The organism is Mogibacterium kristiansenii (genome assembly GCF_029224645.1).
In the GTDB taxonomy this organism is placed as follows: Bacteria; Bacillota; Clostridia; order Peptostreptococcales; family Anaerovoracaceae; genus Mogibacterium_A; species Mogibacterium_A kristiansenii.
Genome location: NZ_JAQXUZ010000024.1, coordinates 18,565 through 35,569, shown reverse-complemented (window position 1 = coordinate 35,569; position 17,005 = coordinate 18,565). Strand labels below are relative to the sequence as shown.

At 48.3% G+C, this 17,005-nt stretch carries 17 protein-coding genes and 1 pseudogene; all 18 read left to right on the top strand.

Features of this window, described 5'->3' with window-relative positions; translation table 11 throughout:
- The first annotated feature begins 67 nt into the window (after window positions 1-67).
- The 18 genes and pseudogenes from rpmB (at window position 68) to PUE40_RS07395 (ending at window position 16,939) form a co-directional block, all read left to right on the top strand.
- Window positions 68-298, top strand: a complete 231-nt coding sequence (gene rpmB, locus PUE40_RS07480; protein WP_330618867.1) for a 50S ribosomal protein L28 — start codon at window positions 68-70, stop codon at window positions 296-298.
- A gap of 127 nt (window positions 299-425) precedes the next feature.
- Entirely contained in the window at window positions 426-845 is a 420-nt protein-coding gene (locus tag PUE40_RS07475) for a hypothetical protein (protein ID WP_277672380.1), read from the top strand.
- Window positions 846-849: 4 nt separating this feature from the next.
- Window positions 850-2,886 carry an ATP-dependent DNA helicase RecG gene (recG, locus tag PUE40_RS07470; protein WP_277672379.1) on the top strand — a complete coding sequence of 679 codons (2,037 nt, stop codon included), beginning with the start codon at window positions 850-852 and terminating at the stop codon, window positions 2,884-2,886.
- Window positions 2,864-3,457 (top strand): 16S rRNA (guanine(966)-N(2))-methyltransferase RsmD, encoded by a 594-nt coding sequence (rsmD, locus tag PUE40_RS07465; protein WP_330681560.1) that lies wholly within the window; start codon window positions 2,864-2,866, stop codon window positions 3,455-3,457. The genes recG and rsmD overlap by 23 nt, the downstream gene beginning before the upstream one ends.
- Before the next feature lie 57 nt (window positions 3,458-3,514).
- Complete coding sequence (coaD, locus tag PUE40_RS07460; protein WP_277672378.1) at window positions 3,515-4,036, top strand: pantetheine-phosphate adenylyltransferase; 522 nt, start codon at window positions 3,515-3,517, stop codon at window positions 4,034-4,036.
- Between the two features lie 17 nt (window positions 4,037-4,053).
- Window positions 4,054-4,638, top strand: a complete 585-nt coding sequence (locus tag PUE40_RS07455) for a hypothetical protein (protein ID WP_154554451.1) — start codon at window positions 4,054-4,056, stop codon at window positions 4,636-4,638.
- The gene (locus tag PUE40_RS07450; RefSeq protein WP_277672377.1) at window positions 4,601-5,791 is read left to right on the top strand and encodes a tRNA(Met) cytidine acetate ligase; all 1,191 of its coding nucleotides are present in this window, start codon (window positions 4,601-4,603) and stop codon (window positions 5,789-5,791) included. The genes PUE40_RS07455 and PUE40_RS07450 overlap by 38 nt, the downstream gene beginning before the upstream one ends.
- A gap of 99 nt (window positions 5,792-5,890) precedes the next feature.
- The gene (rpmF, locus tag PUE40_RS07445) at window positions 5,891-6,070 is read left to right on the top strand and encodes a 50S ribosomal protein L32 (RefSeq protein ID WP_277672376.1); all 180 of its coding nucleotides are present in this window, start codon (window positions 5,891-5,893) and stop codon (window positions 6,068-6,070) included.
- A 146-nt stretch (window positions 6,071-6,216) separates the two neighbouring features.
- Window positions 6,217-8,952 (top strand): FtsK/SpoIIIE family DNA translocase, encoded by a 2,736-nt coding sequence (locus PUE40_RS07440; protein WP_277672375.1) that lies wholly within the window; start codon window positions 6,217-6,219, stop codon window positions 8,950-8,952.
- Complete coding sequence (rimO, locus tag PUE40_RS07435; RefSeq protein ID WP_154554454.1) at window positions 8,945-10,279, top strand: 30S ribosomal protein S12 methylthiotransferase RimO; 1,335 nt, start codon at window positions 8,945-8,947, stop codon at window positions 10,277-10,279. The genes PUE40_RS07440 and rimO overlap by 8 nt, the downstream gene beginning before the upstream one ends.
- Window positions 10,263-10,787, top strand: a complete 525-nt coding sequence (gene pgsA / locus PUE40_RS07430; protein ID WP_154554455.1) for a CDP-diacylglycerol--glycerol-3-phosphate 3-phosphatidyltransferase — start codon at window positions 10,263-10,265, stop codon at window positions 10,785-10,787. The genes rimO and pgsA overlap by 17 nt, the downstream gene beginning before the upstream one ends.
- Before the next feature lie 12 nt (window positions 10,788-10,799).
- Window positions 10,800-12,038, top strand: a complete 1,239-nt coding sequence (locus tag PUE40_RS07425; protein ID WP_154554456.1) for a competence/damage-inducible protein A — start codon at window positions 10,800-10,802, stop codon at window positions 12,036-12,038.
- Between the two features lie 174 nt (window positions 12,039-12,212).
- Entirely contained in the window at window positions 12,213-13,280 is a 1,068-nt protein-coding gene (gene recA, locus PUE40_RS07420; RefSeq protein ID WP_277672374.1) for a recombinase RecA, read from the top strand.
- Window positions 13,281-13,448: 168 nt separating this feature from the next.
- Window positions 13,449-13,748, top strand: a pseudogene (gene rplU, locus PUE40_RS07415) (50S ribosomal protein L21); the annotation flags it as partial.
- A gap of 192 nt (window positions 13,749-13,940) precedes the next feature.
- The gene (rpmA, locus tag PUE40_RS07410) at window positions 13,941-14,201 is read left to right on the top strand and encodes a 50S ribosomal protein L27 (protein ID WP_154554459.1); all 261 of its coding nucleotides are present in this window, start codon (window positions 13,941-13,943) and stop codon (window positions 14,199-14,201) included.
- Window positions 14,202-14,258: 57 nt separating this feature from the next.
- Window positions 14,259-15,542, top strand: coding sequence for a GTPase ObgE (obgE, locus tag PUE40_RS07405; RefSeq protein WP_277672373.1), 1,284 nt, complete (start codon window positions 14,259-14,261; stop codon window positions 15,540-15,542).
- A gap of 221 nt (window positions 15,543-15,763) precedes the next feature.
- Window positions 15,764-16,381, top strand: a complete 618-nt coding sequence (locus tag PUE40_RS07400; RefSeq protein ID WP_154554461.1) for a helix-hairpin-helix domain-containing protein — start codon at window positions 15,764-15,766, stop codon at window positions 16,379-16,381.
- A 15-nt stretch (window positions 16,382-16,396) separates the two neighbouring features.
- Complete coding sequence (locus tag PUE40_RS07395; protein WP_277672372.1) at window positions 16,397-16,939, top strand: sporulation initiation factor Spo0A C-terminal domain-containing protein; 543 nt, start codon at window positions 16,397-16,399, stop codon at window positions 16,937-16,939.
- The last annotated feature ends 66 nt before the right edge of the window (window positions 16,940-17,005 follow it).

The following is a 17,005-nucleotide window of genomic DNA, read 5'->3' as shown; positions in this document are numbered from 1 at the left end:
AAGTGAAAAAAATAAAAAAACTGTTGCAAGGGATTGTGAAAGTGTGCTATAATACTAATTGCGTCAAATGAGATGTAAATTTTTGAGAACAAAGGAGGTGCGGCAAATGTCCAGGAAATGTGAAGTTTGCGGTAAGGGACAGACTTCGGGAAACGCTGTTTCTCATTCGAATAGACACTCCAGAAGAAAATGGAATGCGAATATTCAGACAGTAAGAGTCAGTGAGAACGGTTCGGTCAGAAAGGCGAATGTTTGCACAAGTTGTCTGAGATCTGGCAAGGTTAACCGTGCCATCTAGTCCATACAGGCTGTGTAAAAGTCTTAAACGGATTTCCGTTTAAGACTTTTTTTATATGCAAATATTGTATGCAGAGCAATTGCGCTGTGATACAATTTATTCGATACGAGGTGAAGGAGGTTTCAATATGGCAACGATGTCGAAGAATGAATACGGTGTCATTTCCGTCGCGGGAAGTGCAATTACCCGGATGATTGTGGACAACCTTCTTTCTTTTGAAGATACCTTGCTGCCGTGCAATCGGAAAGGCAAGCTGCTTCGGAAGGGTATTTTTACCGGAAACCATGAGCTTGGAAATTCCGTCGAAATCCGGGAGAAGTCGGAAGGCATTCACGTGGATATTTTTGCGGTGGCGGCCGTTCACGGAACTTTGGCGGGAGCTTCTCAGCAATTGTTTAACATGGTGGAGGAAGATTTCGGCGTGCTGTGCCTGGAGAAACCGGCGGAAATTCGAATGAATATCATGGGCTTTCTGCCGGAGGGCGGGAAGCAGCCGGTGGGAAGAAAGTATACCTTGAGAAGAAGAAATGTACGGGAAAAAGAGTGACGGGATGCTGAAATTATCGGATGACATTGCCTCGGTTCGAGGTATCGGGAAGAAGAAAAAAGAGCTTCTCGGAAAGCTGAAAATCGCCACGGTACGGGATTTGATGGACCATTTTCCGGTGCGGTATCGGGATTGGCGGTGGAACTGGTTTTCCAAGGATTTGGAAGACGGCGGGGAGTATCGCGTTGCCGGAAAGCTGGAGCGAAAGAGGTTCAGCGCGTACGGCGGCCGAAACGGAAAAACCCCGATGCTGGAATGCATCTTTCGGGACGGATACGGTCAATACAAGGTGTGGTTCTACAATATGCCTTTCTTGGATAAAAATCTGCGGCTGAATAAAGGGTACGTCGTCTTTGGCAGATGCCGGAGACGGGGCTGGGACGATTTGCCGATTTTTGACAATCCGGAAATCTGTCCGGAAGGCAGTGCGAAGGATCTGGAGCGAAAGGGATATCTCCCGGTATACGGGTGTACGGCGGGCGTTACCACCAATGATTTCAATCGGTGGATTAAGTATGCGCTGCAGGCACTGGAATACGATGCGGAATGGATTCCGGAGGACGTGATTCGAAAGCGAAAACTCTGCACCGAAAAATATAAATACGAACAACTTCATTTTCCGGAATCGCTGCAGGGGTATCGGATTGCTCGGTCGCGCTATATATATGAAAAATTGTTTTTATACCAACTTGTCACGCAGTGGAATCGAGCGCAGCTCTGTCACGAGGCGGGGGATTCCTCGGTGGCGGAAACCGATCTGACGCCGTTTCTGGAGAAGCTGCCCTTCGAGCTGACGGAGGGTCAGAAAAGTGCGGTGTGGGACATTCAGCAGGATTTGAGCTCTTCAAGACCGATGAATCGGTTGGTTCAGGGAGATGTGGGCTGCGGTAAGACGGCGGTGGCGGAGACGGCGCTGTACCGGGTGGCGGCGACCGGCGGACAGTGTGCGTTCATGGCGCCCACAGAGATTCTGGCGCGGCAGCATCATGAGAAGCTGTCGAAGGATTTTGAACCTCTGGGGATTCGCTGTGTTCTGCTCATTAGCGCTTTGAGTGCGCCGGAGAAGAAGAAGGTGCTTCAGGAAATTCGGGAAGGAACGGCCGATGTGGTGGTGGGAACGCATGCCATCATCCAGGAGAATGTGATTTTTCAGAACCTGGAACTGGTGATTACCGACGAGCAGCATCGATTTGGTGTGAATCAGCGGCGTTTGCTGATGGAGAAATCCCGAATTCCTAACGTGCTGGTCATGTCCGCAACGCCGATTCCGCGGACGCTTCAGGCCACAGTGTACGGAGATATGGATTTTTCCATGATTCGGTCCAGACCGGCAGAGCGAAAGAGCATCATCACCCGGGTGGTAAATCACCGCTTGCGGTCGAAGGCGTATGCTCAGGTGAAAAAAGAAGTTCAAGGCGGAAATCGGGCCTATATCGTGGCGCCGGCTATCGATGAAGGGGAAGAAATGGTTTCCGTGACAGCACTGTATCGAGAGGCAAAAAAATGGTTTTCCCCGGCGGTGGTGGCCGTGCTTCACGGAAGGATGGACCCTTCGGAAAAAGAACGAGTTATGGCGGAGTTCGCTGAAGGAAAGATTCAGGTTCTCGTATCCACGGTGGTAATCGAGGTGGGTATCGATGTGCCGGAAGCCACTGTGATGGTTATCGAGAATGCCGATCGGTTCGGACTGGCGCAGCTGCACCAACTTCGCGGAAGAGTGGGGCGGAGCAATCGGCAGTCCTACTGCTGGCTGGTAAACTACAGCGATTCGGAAGGTGCGGCGGATCGACTTCAGATTATGCAGGAGACGGATGACGGGTTCCTGATTAGTGAGGAAGATTATCGCCTTCGCGGACCGGGAGATGTGCACGGAACCATGCAGCACGGAAGCATGAGCATGTTAGGAGAATTTCTGAAATACGAACACATTCTTCAATATGCAAAAGAGGATGTGGAAGAGATGGATTTGCTTCATCTGGATGAAAACGTGCGAAACAAAATGAAGCAGTACCTTTGGGATAATTACGAGAATACGATATAAATATTGCTATAGAAAAAATAAGGAGCGTGAATCAATGAGAATTAATGCGGGAGATTATAAATTTCGAAAAATTGAGCTTCCGGCGGATATCCGGCCGACCACCGAGAAGGTTCGGGAGGCCATCTGCAGCATGGTGATGCCGTCAATTCCGGAGGCCAACGTTCTGGATCTGTTTGCCGGATCCGGGGTGCTGGGATTGGAACTGCTTTCCCGTGGGGCGGGTCATTGTCGGTTCAATGACTGTTCCAGAAAGCATGTTGCTATCGTTCAGGAAAACATCGACCACTGCAAGGCGAATGACAAGGCCACCGTATCCACGATGGATTTCCGAAAGTGCCTGGATTCTCTGCAGAAAAAAATGGATTTGATTATCCTGGATCCGCCGTACCGGGCCGGCTATTACGAAGAAGCAATCGAGAAAATAATGGAGAACGACCTCCTTGCGGAGGGAGGCTTAATTGTTGCAGAACATCTGTACGAAGAAACTCTTCCGGAGGAAATTGCCGGCCTGAAAAAGATGAAAGAGAAGAAGTACGGAACCATTGGAGTGGATATCTACACAAGAGCCTAAAATGGTTGCATAGCTTGTTGTATTTTGATAGAATTAACTGAAGAGGTAGGTGAAAATATGAAACGTACCGCATTGTATGCCGGTTCTTTCGATCCAATCACAAACGGTCATCTGGATATCGTGGAACGGGCGGCACATATGTTCGATTCGATTACAGTGGGAGTTCTGGTGAACAACTCAAAGAAACCGATTCTGACACTGGAAGAACGAATTCAGGTAGTGAGGGAGGCGACGACCCATCTCGACAATGTGGAAGTGGAAAGTTTCGGCGGCCTTTTAGCGGATTATGTAAACCGGAAGCAGTTCAGTGCAGTGATTCGAGGTCTTCGCGCGACAACGGATTTCGAATATGAGATTCAGATGGCGCAGATGAACGATCGATTGTACACCGGAAGTACGGAAACCATTTTTTTAATGACGAATCCGAAATATTCTTTTATCAGTTCTTCATTAATAAAGGAAGTGGCGTCTTTGGGAGGCGATGTATCCGGCCTTTTGCCGGAGTGTGCGCTGCAAGCGATTCAGCGGAAATTTGTAGAGCGAACAGAAGACGGACATAATTCGAATTTATATGTATAAATGGGAGGATTAATGCTATGAGTGATGCATCCATTAAAGTAATGCAGCTGCTGGATGAATTGGAAGATATCCTGGAGACTGCCTCGAAGGTTCCTTTCTCGGACAAGGCCATTGTGGATAGCGAAGAGATTTCGCAGATTATCAGCGACATTCGACTCAGCATGCCGAAGGATATTCAGCAGGCACAGTGGGTGAAGGATGAACAGGATCGAATCATCAACGAAGCAAAAGCAGAGTACGACAAGGTAATCGTTGCAGCGAAGAAGCAGGCAGAATATCTTGTGGAGACGGATGTAATCAAGAGAGAAGCAGAGAAACGTGCCGGTGCGGTAATCGCAGAGGCGGAGAGCCACGGACGGTACATGAAGCTGCGTTCTTACGAATACATCGACAAGATGTTGTACGATATGCAGAATGAAATCGCAAAGCTGGCGACCGATTACATTCAGCCGATGAACGATCACTTCACGGAGATGCTGAATGGAATCAACACCCAGGTGAACAGCAACCGTCAGGAAATGCGGGATATGGCAGAGCGCATTCAGAGCCGGGAAGCGGCTTCTGATGACCGCTATGCATCCTACGGAGAAGATGAAGAGTAACATCGTTGGAATTGTTGCGGAATTCAACCCTATGCACTTCGGCCATCGCTATCTGATTGAAGAGGCGAAGCGCCGGACGGGGGCGAGTGCCGTGGTATGTGCCTTGAGCGGTAATTTCGTACAGCGAGGCGCACCGGCTGTTCTGGATAAATGGCAGCGAACGGAGATTGCCTTGCAAAACCACGTCGATTTGGTGCTGGAGATTCCGACGGTACACTGCCTCGGAAATGCCGCGATATATGCGGCTTCTGGAGTTCAGTTGCTGGAGGCTTTCGGTGGAGTTACCCACATTGCGTTCGGAAGCGAATCCGGTGATTTGGAAGGATTGCGGAAGGTTTCTGACTATATGCGGGAACATGAGTCCGAAATTCGCCGGAAGATTGCTTTGCGCCGAAAGTCGGGGGAGAGCTACCCCATTGCTCGGGAGAATGTACTGAGAGAATCCGACATGAAGGAAGTCTCTATGTATCAGGCATCTAACGATATTTTGGCTTTGGAATACCTGAAGAATATCCGGGCTATGAAACCGGTTGCCGTGCAGCGACAGGGAGCCGGATATCACGAGACGGATTCACCGGAAAAAGAATTCTGGAGCAGTACCGGAATCCGAAAGGCGATTTCGGAAAATCGACTGCCGGAGGATCGGGTACCCTGGTCTTCCGAGAAACTGGATTTCCATATTTCGGAAGAGAAATGGTTTCAAGGAATTAGATATGCGATTCTCATGAAAACACCGGAGGAACTGGACTCTGCTCCGGGTGGAGGAGAAGGTCTGGGAAACCGCTTGAAGGAGGCAGCTCGAAAGGCGCAGTCCTTGGATGAGCTGATTCTGAATACGAAATCCAAGCGATATACCTATACCAGAATTTCCAGGTGGCTGTATCAGATTCTTCTGGGGATTACCGTTGAACTGCAGAATCGGTCGCCGGAATACCTGCGGGTACTGGGTTTCAGCGAGAGAGGTCGGGAAATTCTTCGGGAAACCAAGAGAAACGAATGGAATCGACTGCCTTTTGTGGATAATATCAACAAATGCGGGTTGGATTCCCGGATGCTTCAGATGGATGTACTGGCTTCGGATGTGTATAATCTGATGACCGGTCAATCGGTTTGGGACGGTTCCGACAACTGCCGAAGGGTAGTTATAAAATAATTTAGAAAAGACTTGACAATATGCATGTGCAAAGCTATAATTAATTGTTGTAACGCGTAAATAAACAAAATCAGATAGAGTTATAAGGAGGTGTCGACAGTGGCAGTACCTAAGAGGAAAACATCAAAAGCAAAGACTGGAAGCAGAAAGTCTGCGAATATGAAGATGGGCGCTCCTGGACTTTCAATTTGTCCTCAGTGTCATGAGCCTAAGCTTCCGCACAGAGTTTGTCCAAACTGTGGTTACTACGACGGAAAAGACGTTGTAAACGAAAACTAATTGATGTTTGATTGTGAGTGATTCAAGCATAGCTTGAATCACTTTTTTTATGCAAAGTATACGGATTTTGCAATCCAATTGAATATGGAGTATAATAATACGATATTTAGGTTTAGCTTATTTTGAGTGATATACAGGGAGGGACGATGGCAGTCGGTTCTGGAAAGAAGAAAAAACAGACGAAAAAAACTGCAGCAAAAACAAAAGAAACTGCATCCTCTCCGCATCTAAAGGAATGGCAGGAGCAGATTCGAGAGCTTCAGGAGCAGCGGAAACGGGATTACCGCATTCTGGATAAGATTTGGGGCATCATATTTTTGGCCGTAGGAATTTTTCTGGTGATTACGACGCAGCTGAACACCACCGGCACCTTTGGAAATGCGATTCACAGTCTCGCGTTTGGACTTTTTGGGCTGATGGCGTATGCTTTGCCGTATTATTTTATTGCGCTGGCTCTCTGCCTGTTCCTTCGAAAAATGCAGCACATCAATGGAAGGACGACATTTTTCTCCTTCCTGATTTTTGTCGTGCTGTGTATTCTGAATTCCTATCGTTACTTGGATGAGACGAACATACAGCTGTCCATCTCCGCAATCGGTGATTTTTTCGACGGTGGAATTCAGCTTCGGAACGGCGGCGTTTTCGGCATGTGGCTGGGAGGATTGATTATCAAGCTGCTGGGAAAACCGGGCTTGATTATTTTTGCGGTGGCGGTGATTGCCATCTCCGTTCTCTTGGTTGCGGATACGCCGATTTCCAAGTATCTAGGCAAGAAACGAGAGCAACGGGAAGAAAAGACTATTCTTCGGGAAATGCTGACCGAGAAGAGAGAGGCTCAGGCGAAGACCATGCCGGAAGAGAGCGGCGTCCCGATTATCACCCCATCTCATTCGGTGCCGCAGGTAAAGAACCCGCTGGCATTTCCGATGGAGGAAGGGGCTCGGCAAAACTTCATGCAGAACCTAGAGGGAGCGGATTTCGGCGAGTCGATTGTAACGCCGAAAAAGGAAGATCCGACGATTTCGGAGATACCGGCAGAACTGCCGGAGGAACCGAAAACAGAATCACTGCAGTACGGACTGGACGGAGGCGATTCTTCGTATGACAATACCGGTTTTGGGCTGGACGGCGGAAATGCTTCCGGCGCAGGTCTTGGACTGGGACTCTCGGGAGGCTTTGCATCGCCGGAAAACGCGGCTACGGCGCCGAATCCTTTTATGGATGATTTTATAAGTGTGGATTCGGCAACGACGGAGTCGATGGGGCTGAATGCGGAACCGGAAAAAGTGTCGGCATTGTCGACACCCGCGGCTACGGAAAATATCAAAGAAATCCGGAAGGAGAATACTCCGACGGCACTGGAAAATACGGAGATGGCGCTTCAGGCGGAGGAGAATTTGGCCAAGAAGATTCCGGCCACATCCTATGTGTTCCCGCCTGTGGATTTGATGAAGAAGCCGAGGGCAAAGCAGATGCAGATGAATGAACATCAGCTTCAGCAGAAGGCGGCTTTGCTGGAGAATACATTGCAGAATTTTCATGTGGATGCGAGGGTGCTGAATGTCACCCAGGGATCGTCGGTAACGCGGTACGAAGTGCAGCCGGCGGTGGGTGTAAAGGTCAGCAGCATTACGAAGCTGGCAGATGATATCGCCTTGAACCTTCGGGCGAAGAGCATCCGAATCGAGGCCCCGATTCCGGGAAAAGCGGCCGTGGGAATTGAAGTGGAGAACGAGAAACCGGATATGGTTTCCATTCGGGAACTGATTGATTCCAAGGAATTTCGGAACGCTGCATCGAAGATTAGCTTTGCGGTGGGAAAGGACATTTCCGGACGCAATGTAATTGCGAACCTGAAAGAGATGCCGCATCTTCTGATTGCGGGAGCGACCGGATCGGGAAAGAGCGTATGCATCAATACGATTATCACCAGCTTGCTGTATAAGGCTTTGCCGGATGAGGTGAAGCTGATTCTGATTGATCCGAAAGTGGTGGAGCTGGGAAATTATAACGGAATACCCCATCTGCTGGTTCCGGTGGTGACAGATCCGAAGAAAGCGGCGGCTGCGCTGAACTGGGCGGTAAACGAGATGACTCAGCGGTACAAGTTCTTTGCCGAAGAAAGCGTAAAGGATTTGGATTCCTACAACGAATTGATGAGAGCCAATCAGGAGCCGGATAAGGTATTGCCGAAAATCGTCATTATTATCGACGAGCTGGCGGATCTGATGATGGTGGCACCGTCTCAGGTGGAAGAATCCATTTGCCGATTGGCACAGCTGGCCCGGGCAGCCGGAATGCACTTGATTGTGGCAACCCAGCGACCGTCGGTAGATGTGGTGACCGGTTTGATTAAGGCCAACATCCCGTCTCGGATTGCGTTCAGCGTGTCTTCTCAGGTGGACTCTAGAACCATTCTGGACGTGGGAGGCGCCGAGAAGCTTTTGGGCAAGGGCGATATGCTCTATTCCCCGGTGGGCGAGAATAAGCCCCTCCGAATTCAGGGGCCGTATATCTCTGATTCGGAGACCGCGCGAATCATTGAATTTGTGAAAAAGCAGGGGGAGAACGGTTACGATGAGTCGGTGATTCAAACCATTGAAACACCGGAAAAATCCCAGTACGGAGAGGTTTCCGATGAATTGACAGAGGATGCCATTGCGTTTATCCTGAAACAGAAAAAGGCTTCAGTGTCCATGCTGCAGCGACGGTTCCGTATCGGATATAACCGTGCGGCCAGCATCATTGATGAAATCGAAGCCCGAGGGATTATCAGCCCGGCGGACGGCAGCAAGCCGCGCCAGGTGCTCTATACAGAAGAAGAATATTACGACGCGATTGATTCGCAGAATAACGGAGCAGAGGAAACGACACATGAGTAAAAAAATTTTTATTGACACCTTGGGATGTGCGAAGAATGAGTACGATTCCCAGAATTTAGCGGCACAACTGCTGGAACGGGGATGCGGCTTGGCGGATTCGCCGGAAGAAGCGGACATCCTGATTGTAAACACCTGCGGTTTTATTGAGGCCGCAAAGGTGGAATCCATCGAACATATTTTTAGCATGGCGGCACTGAAAGGGGAGAGCAAGAAACTGGTGGTTACCGGCTGCCTTTCCGAACGCTACCACGAAGATTTGTCCAAGGAGATTCCGGAGGTGGATCTGTTCACCGGCGTAAACGATTACGACGACCTGCCGGGATTGCTGCTGGCGGAGAGCACCGGCGACAAAGTGCAGGGGGAAGTGGAAGATGTGCTTCCGTATCGGAAACGCGTTTTTCCGGAGGGAACCTACACTGCCAGCCTGAAGATTGCCGAAGGGTGCAACAACACCTGTGCGTTCTGTGCGATTCCGAAGATTCGCGGACCGTATCGCAGCAAGCGCATCGAGGACTGCGTGCGCGAAGCGGAGGATATGGCGGCGGCAGGCGTTCGGGAATTGGTTGTGATTGCTCAGGACACCTCGTATTACGGGAAAGACCTGTACGGCAAGGCGATGCTCCCGGAACTGCTGCACGAATTGTGTAAGGTGGACGGAATTCGGTGGATTCGTCTGATGTACGTGTACGATGACGGAATTACCGATGAGCTGATTGAAACCATGAAGCAGGAGGATAAAATCTGCAACTACATCGATATTCCGATTCAGCACGTGGCGGATCCGGTGCTGAAGGGCATGCGCCGAAAATCCACCGGGGATTCGATTCGGAAGACGATTGCGAAGCTGAGAAAAGAAATTCCGGATATCCATATTCGAACCACAATTCTCGTGGGATTCCCGGGAGAGACGGAAGAAGATTTCAACGAGCTCCTGGATTTTGTAGAAGAAACACGGATTCCTCGGTTGGGCGCATTTGCTTTTTCCGATGAAGAAGGAACCCTGTCCTATCGGATGGCGGGAAAGCTGGATGAAGAGACGAAAAATGAACGTGTAGAGGTGCTGATGCGCCTTCAGTCGGGAATCAGCGATTCTCTGAATGAAGAGAAAATCGGAAAGACCTACGAGGTGATGGTGGATGAGGCCGTGGATGAAGAGGCCTGCCGGTACCTGGGTCGAACTCGGTACGATGCGCCGGAAATCGATGATGCGGTGGAATTCACCGGAACGACATCCCATCAGCCGGGAGATATTGTGTTCGTTAATGTAACAGACAGTTCAGAATATGATTTGTATGGTGAGGAGGTTTCACATGAATTTACCAAATAAGTTGACCGTTCTTCGAATTATCATGGTGCCGTTTTTCATTGCAGCCTATATGGAAAAATGGTTCTTTGTGGCATTTGCGCTATTTATCGTCGCGTCGCTGACGGATATGCTGGATGGAAAAATTGCCCGAGCACGCAACCTGGTGACCAACTTCGGAAAGATTATGGATCCGTTGGCGGACAAAATCCTGGTGTATTCCGCATTGTGTCTGTTTGTGGAAAACGGGACCATTCCGGGCTGGACGCTGATTATTATTCTGGCGCGGGAATTTGTTGTTTCCGGAATGCGCACCGTGGCGGCATCCGAGGGAATCGTTATTGCTGCGGCCATGAGCGGTAAAATCAAGACCGTTTTGCAGATGGTTGCCGTAATCATCCTGATTATTGCGGTAGGTCCGGTTCCGCAGCTGAAGACCATTGGCATGCTGGTGTTCTGGGCATCCCTGGTAATGACCGTATATTCTGGAACGGAATATGTGCTGAAGAACAAGAGCGTATTTTCAATGTAGGAGCGAAGGAGAATGAACACATCGATTATCGCTGTCGGAACGGAGTTGCTGTTCGGACAGACTGTTAATACAAACGCGGCCTATTTGTCGGAGAATCTAAATCATCTGGGCTTCAATGTAATGTATCATTTTGTGGTAGGCGATAACGACGGCAGATTGGAGCATACGCTGAAGCGGGCACTGACGGATACGGATCTGGTAATTGTTACCGGTGGCCTGGGTCCCACCCAGGATGATATGACGAAGGAAACGGTTGCGAGGGTGATGGATGCGCCGCTGTACTTGAATGAGGAGTGCCTGGCGGAGGTAAAGAGATATTTTTCGATTCGAAATCGGGAAATGGCGCCCAACAATGTTCAGCAGGCGTACATACCGGAGAATGCAGTGATATTCCGAAATGAAGCCGGTACGGCTCCGGCCTTTGCTGTGAACAAAGGGGATAAATGGGTCATCTGTTATCCGGGACCGCCTCGGGAACTGAAGTGGATCTTTGAAGACAGCGGAAAGGATTTCCTGCGTAAGTTCAAGGAGAAGCAAATTTATTACCGGGTCATTCGAACCATCGGAATTGGAGAATCGGATCTGGAGACGCTCCTGATGCCACTGATTGACAATCAGACGGATCCAACCATCGCCACCTATGCGAAGGAAGGGGAATGCACCATCCGTGTAGCCTCTCAGCGAGATACAATGGAAGAGGCGCAGGCGGCGGTAGAAAATATGATTTCCCGGATGAATAATCTGATTGGATCGTATATCTACAGTTACGATGATGAGGAATTGAAATCGGTCGTAGTGCATAAGCTGCAGAGGCAGGGACTGACCATTTCTTCCGCGGAATCCTGTACTGGTGGTGCATTTGCCGCATCCATTACGGATGTTCCGGGTGCATCCAAGGTCCTGAGCCGAGGCTATATCACCTACGATGAGGAAGCGAAAATTTCCATGCTGGGTGTGGATCCGACAGTAATCGATCAATACACGGTGGTAAGCTCGGAGGTGGCCATTGAAATGGCCAAGGGTGCCCGCCTGGAAGCAGGGAGCGATATCGCCGTATCCATCACCGGATATGCCGGCCCGGAAGCGGACGAAGGTCGGGAGGCCGGAAATGCGTATATCGGCTATGCTTATGACGATACCGTCGGTGCGGTGGAACTGTTCACCAAAAGAAATGACCGGGCATGGAATCGAAACTATTTTCGACTGATGATGCTGAAAGTCGTGAACGAAATATTGGATGAAATAAAATAGTACTTTTTCTTCGGAAAAAAGTACCCAATGCCTCGTTTCTTAAACCCGGCAGAATTGACCCCATAAAGTGCAGGAGGGTATAATGGTATCATAAAAGGAAGCCCGTAAGAGGTTGACAGAAACCGGAGAAACAGGTATTATAAACGAGAACAAATGTTCGATACAGGAGGAAACATGGCAGGAAAATCGACCGCATCGGCAGCGGAGAATAAAGAGAAAGCATTGGAGCAGGCGCTGGAACAGATTCAGAAACAGTACGGAAAAGGCGCAATTATGAAGCTGGGAGAGGAAGGCCTCACCGGATCGGTAGACGTGATTTCCACCGGATCTATCAGTTTGGATTTGGCGACCGGCGTGGGCGGATATCCGCGGGGAAGAATCATTGAGATATACGGACCGGAATCTTCCGGTAAGACTACATTGACTTTACATGCCATTGCAGAAGCGCAGAAAGCGGGCGGAAAGGCTGCATTCATCGATGCGGAGCACGCGCTGGACCCGGTATATGCGAAGAATCTTGGGGTAGACGTAGATGAACTTCTGGTATCTCAGCCGGACACCGGAGAACAGGCGCTGGAAATCTGTGAGATGCTGGCACGAAGCGGAGCAATCGATTTGATTGTCATCGACTCGGTAGCGGCACTGGTTCCGAAAGCGGAGATTCAGGGTGAGATGGGTGATTCCCACGTGGGACTTCATGCCAGACTCATGTCTCAGGCACTTCGAAAAATTGCCGGAACCGTGAACAAGACCAATACCTGCGTAATCTTCATCAACCAGCTTCGTGAGAAAATCGGTGTGATGTTCGGAAATCCGGAGACCACCACCGGTGGTCGGGCGTTGAAATTCTATGCCAGCATGAGATTGGACGTGCGGAAGATTGAAACGCTGAAGCGAGGGGATGAGATGCTGGGAAACCGGACTCGCGTGAAGATTGTAAAGAACAAGGTGGCTCCGCCGTTTAAGAAATCGGAATTCGATATTATGTACGGTACCGGAATTTCTCTGGCCGGCGATGTATTGGATACGGCGGTAGAGGCCAAGATTGTGGATAAGGCCGGATCCTGGTACAGTTACAACGGAGAACGTATCGGGCAAGGCAGAGAGAATGTAAAGGATTATCTTCAGAGTCATGAAGAGATGCTGGAAGAAATCCGTAAGAAGGTGATGGATCAGTTCAAACCGGAATCCATCGATGATGACATTAAGGTGGACGAAGACGGCGTTGTAATCGAGGACTAGACGTACGGCGGTTCATGGGTGTTTGAAACACCTCAATTTGAAAATAATGGCAGAATTGTATTGACATAATGCGAAAATCGTGCTACTATTTAATGGTTAGCCGCTCGGGTAGGGTTATAAGCAATCGCACCCGTTCCCGGCGAGTCTGGATAGAGGAGGAAAAGTATTATGTATGCAATTATTAAAACTGGCGGAAAGCAGTACAGAGTTCAGAAGGACGATGTATTCAAGATCGAGAAGATCAATGCTGAAGCAGGCGACACCGTTACCTTTGATGAGGTAATCGCTGTAGGTGGTGACACCCTGACAGTAGGAACTCCATTTGTTGAGGGCACTGCTGTACATGCTGAAGTAGTTGAGCAGGGTAAGAACGACAAGGTGATTATCTACAAGTACAAGGCAAAGAAGGATTACAGAAAGAAGAATGGCCACAGACAGCCATACACACTGGTTAAGGTTACCGATATCGTATCCGGTGGTCAGAAGGCAGCTGCAGCTGAGAAACAGGACGATGTAAAGCCAAGCATGTCCATGAAGAAAGAGGAACTTCTTGCAATCGCAAACGAGAAGGGAATCGAAGTATCCAGCAAAGCTACTAAGGCAGAGATTCTGGAAGCAATTGAAGCATAAGAAATTGACTTTAATTTAGGAGGTGTCATTATGTCAAGTAAAAAAGGAGTAGGTAGTTCCAAGAACGGCCGTGACTCTGAGTCGAAAAGACTTGGACTGAAGATTGGTGCTGGTCAGTACGTAAGTGCAGGAAGCATTCTCGTAAGACAGAGAGGAACCAAGTTCCACCCGGGCAACAACGTTGGTATCGGTGGAGATGATACTCTGTTCGCTAAGATCGACGGAAATGTTAAATTCGAGAGATTTGACAAGAAGAGAAAGAAGATTAGCGTATACAGCAACGAAGCTTAGTTTTTTATGGCCCTTTCTTGGAAAGGGCCATATTTTTTTGTAAAACGGGAGATAAACATGTTCGTAGATAGAGCAGAAATTAATATCGTTTCCGGTAAGGGCGGAAACGGAGCGGTTACCTTCCGTCGGGAACCATTTGTGCCGGAAGGAGGCCCGGATGGCGGCGATGGCGGTAACGGCGGCAGTGTAATCTTTGAAGCGGATAACAACCTGCGTACCCTTATGGATTTCAAATACAAGCGTGTGTATAAGGCGGAATCCGGTCAGGATGGAATGCGCCGGAAACGTTTCGGAAAGAAAGGTCAGGATCTTATCATTCACGTTCCGGTGGGTACTTTGATTATCGACAAAGAAACCGGGCTGCTGATGAAGGATATGAAGAATCCTGGAGATCGACTGGTTGCCGCAAAGGGTGGCAAAGGCGGAAAGGGAAACGTGCATTTCAAGAACTCTGTACGTCAGGCACCAAATTTTGCAGAAGCCGGAGCGTTGGCAAAGGAACGTACCGTTATTCTGGAGCTGAAGTTGATCGCCGACGTTGGACTTTTGGGATTCCCGAATGTGGGGAAATCCACTCTTCTGTCGGTGGCTACCAGTGCAAAACCGAAAATTGCGAATTATCATTTTACCACAATTGATCCGAATCTGGGTGTGGTGAACATTCACGACAAGAGCTTTGTGATGGCGGATATCGCTGGCATCATTGAAGGTGCTCATATGGGCTTTGGCTTGGGAATTCGTTTTCTGAAGCATATAGAGCGTACTAAGATGCTGATTCATGTCATCGACGTTTCCGGAAGTGAAGGTCGGAATCCAATCGAGGATTATAAGAAAATAAATGCGGAACTGGAGCAGTACGATCCGTCACTCTTGAAGAAACCGCAGATTATCGCTGCCAATAAGATTGATTTGGTGGAGGATGAAGAAGCGCTGAACGCATTTATGGATTTAATGGAAAAGGAAGGTCGAGATGTCTTCCCGATTTCCGCAGCGACCCGCCAGGGCGTGGAAGAGCTTCTCAATGAAACATTAAATCGGATTGAGAATTACATTCCTCCGGAAGAAGATGAAATCGAACTCTTCGACTTTGAAAAGGATGAATACGATGCGGATTACAAGAAGCTGGAAGCATTCGTGGCAGAGGATGGCGCTTACGAATTAACCGGCGGTCAGTTGCTGAAGATTTTCCGTTCTACCAACTTTACCGATGTGGGATCCATGCGGTACTTGTATCGGTATATTGTGAACAAGGGCGGAATCGATATGCTGAAGGAACTGGGTCTTCAGGAAGGGGATACGGTTCGAATCGAGGATTACGAATTTGAATATTATGACGATTAGTCTCATAATGCGGCTCCCGGCCGGCATGTTGAGCTAAAACGAAAACCACAGGGTTTGTAAATTCTGTGGTTTTATTTTTTGTGGAAAAAATCTGTTTTTAAACGGTTTTTTCGGTTTTTTAATTCATTCTACGAGAAACGTAAACCTTTTGCGGGAGTTTTCAGACCTTTGCGCTTTCTTCTTTTTTCAATTATGATGGAAAAAAAGAAGGAGGATGAGATATGATTAGTTTTATTAGAAAAATATATGAAGAAAATTCCAAAATAGTATTTAAATTTCTATTGATATTGATTATAGTTATATTGACTGTTGTAGTTAGTGTCCGACAGAATGCATCGAATGAAATTGATTTGGGCGCGGCGAAAGAAACGGACAAGGTTTCCGCTGAGGAAACTTCAGAGAAGGAATACTATGTGGATATCAGTGGGGAGGTGAAGAAACCGGGGGTTTACAAGGTAAAGAAGAAAACCCGCCTGGTGTTTCTCATCGACAAGGCCGGGGGATTAACCGGAAAGGCGGATTTGGATGCAATTAATCAGGCTTCCTATGTGGAAGACGGTGCAAAGATTATCATTCCGAAGAAAGGAGAGAATAAGAATTCGGATGAGGCGGGGGCAGATGCGTCGGAAACGTCTGTCGGCAATACGAGTGGAAAAATTAATATCAATCAGGCTTCTGCAGAGGAATTGACATCGATACCGGGCGTCGGGACTGTAATTGCTCAACGAATTGTAGAGTACAGGAACGGTGCGAGGTTCAACAGTATTGAAGAAATTAAAAACGTGAAGGGAATCGGGGATGCGACTTTTGAGAAAATGAAAGGCAGTATTACGGTGTAGACAGGAGTATTTGTTATGAATGATCGCTCTGTGTTAGATAATTCATTGGATAAGAAAAAGGATTGGTTAGAGAAACTCCACAAGACATTGAAGGAATCACAACATTCCACCATTGTGTTCACGTTGCAAAACGAATCGGATTTTCCCTCCATGATGCGGGAATATGCACCGATTATAACGTACGACCGAATTATGGAATTGGAAACGGGAAATCGTGTGATGGATAGTATTCACACGTTCTTGGAAACATGCAACATACCGGACTCTCGAAACGGTACATCCTATATTTACGAATGCATTTTTTTGATTCGAAAGTATAAGGATGAAAAGTATGCGGTGACGAAGGATATTTATCCGGAAATCGCCAAGAGAAATCGAACTTCCGCAGCGGTAGTGGAATCGGCTATTCGCTGCTGTATCAAACAAACTTGGGAGGAAACCCGAGAGGGAAGTGAGAAAGGCATGCGAGCGCTGTTTCAGAAGCGTCCGTCGAATTTAGTTTTTATACGGAAATTATGCGACTATATAGAAAATGAAGAATTGCATTTTTGTAAGTAATTCACAAAATCAATACCTCAACTCATTGATAAGTACTAACTTCCGTGCTATTATGTAAATGCTTTG

Coding starts and splice junctions, on each gene's coding strand:
- PUE40_RS07400 (WP_154554461.1), top strand. CDS start 15,764: ATGATTAGTTTTATTAGAAAAATATATGAAGAAAATTCCAAAATAGTA.
- PUE40_RS07455 (WP_154554451.1), top strand. CDS start 4,054: ATGAGTGATGCATCCATTAAAGTAATGCAGCTGCTGGATGAATTGGAA.
- PUE40_RS07440 (WP_277672375.1), top strand. CDS start 6,217: ATGGCAGTCGGTTCTGGAAAGAAGAAAAAACAGACGAAAAAAACTGCA.
- PUE40_RS07425 (WP_154554456.1), top strand. CDS start 10,800: ATGAACACATCGATTATCGCTGTCGGAACGGAGTTGCTGTTCGGACAG.
- rimO (WP_154554454.1), top strand. CDS start 8,945: ATGAGTAAAAAAATTTTTATTGACACCTTGGGATGTGCGAAGAATGAG.
- obgE (WP_277672373.1), top strand. CDS start 14,259: ATGTTCGTAGATAGAGCAGAAATTAATATCGTTTCCGGTAAGGGCGGA.
- PUE40_RS07450 (WP_277672377.1), top strand. CDS start 4,601: ATGACCGCTATGCATCCTACGGAGAAGATGAAGAGTAACATCGTTGGA.
- rpmA (WP_154554459.1), top strand. CDS start 13,941: ATGTCAAGTAAAAAAGGAGTAGGTAGTTCCAAGAACGGCCGTGACTCT.
- rpmB (WP_330618867.1), top strand. CDS start 68: ATGAGATGTAAATTTTTGAGAACAAAGGAGGTGCGGCAAATGTCCAGG.
- recG (WP_277672379.1), top strand. CDS start 850: ATGCTGAAATTATCGGATGACATTGCCTCGGTTCGAGGTATCGGGAAG.
- PUE40_RS07475 (WP_277672380.1), top strand. CDS start 426: ATGGCAACGATGTCGAAGAATGAATACGGTGTCATTTCCGTCGCGGGA.
- pgsA (WP_154554455.1), top strand. CDS start 10,263: ATGAATTTACCAAATAAGTTGACCGTTCTTCGAATTATCATGGTGCCG.
- recA (WP_277672374.1), top strand. CDS start 12,213: ATGGCAGGAAAATCGACCGCATCGGCAGCGGAGAATAAAGAGAAAGCA.
- PUE40_RS07395 (WP_277672372.1), top strand. CDS start 16,397: ATGAATGATCGCTCTGTGTTAGATAATTCATTGGATAAGAAAAAGGAT.
- coaD (WP_277672378.1), top strand. CDS start 3,515: ATGAAACGTACCGCATTGTATGCCGGTTCTTTCGATCCAATCACAAAC.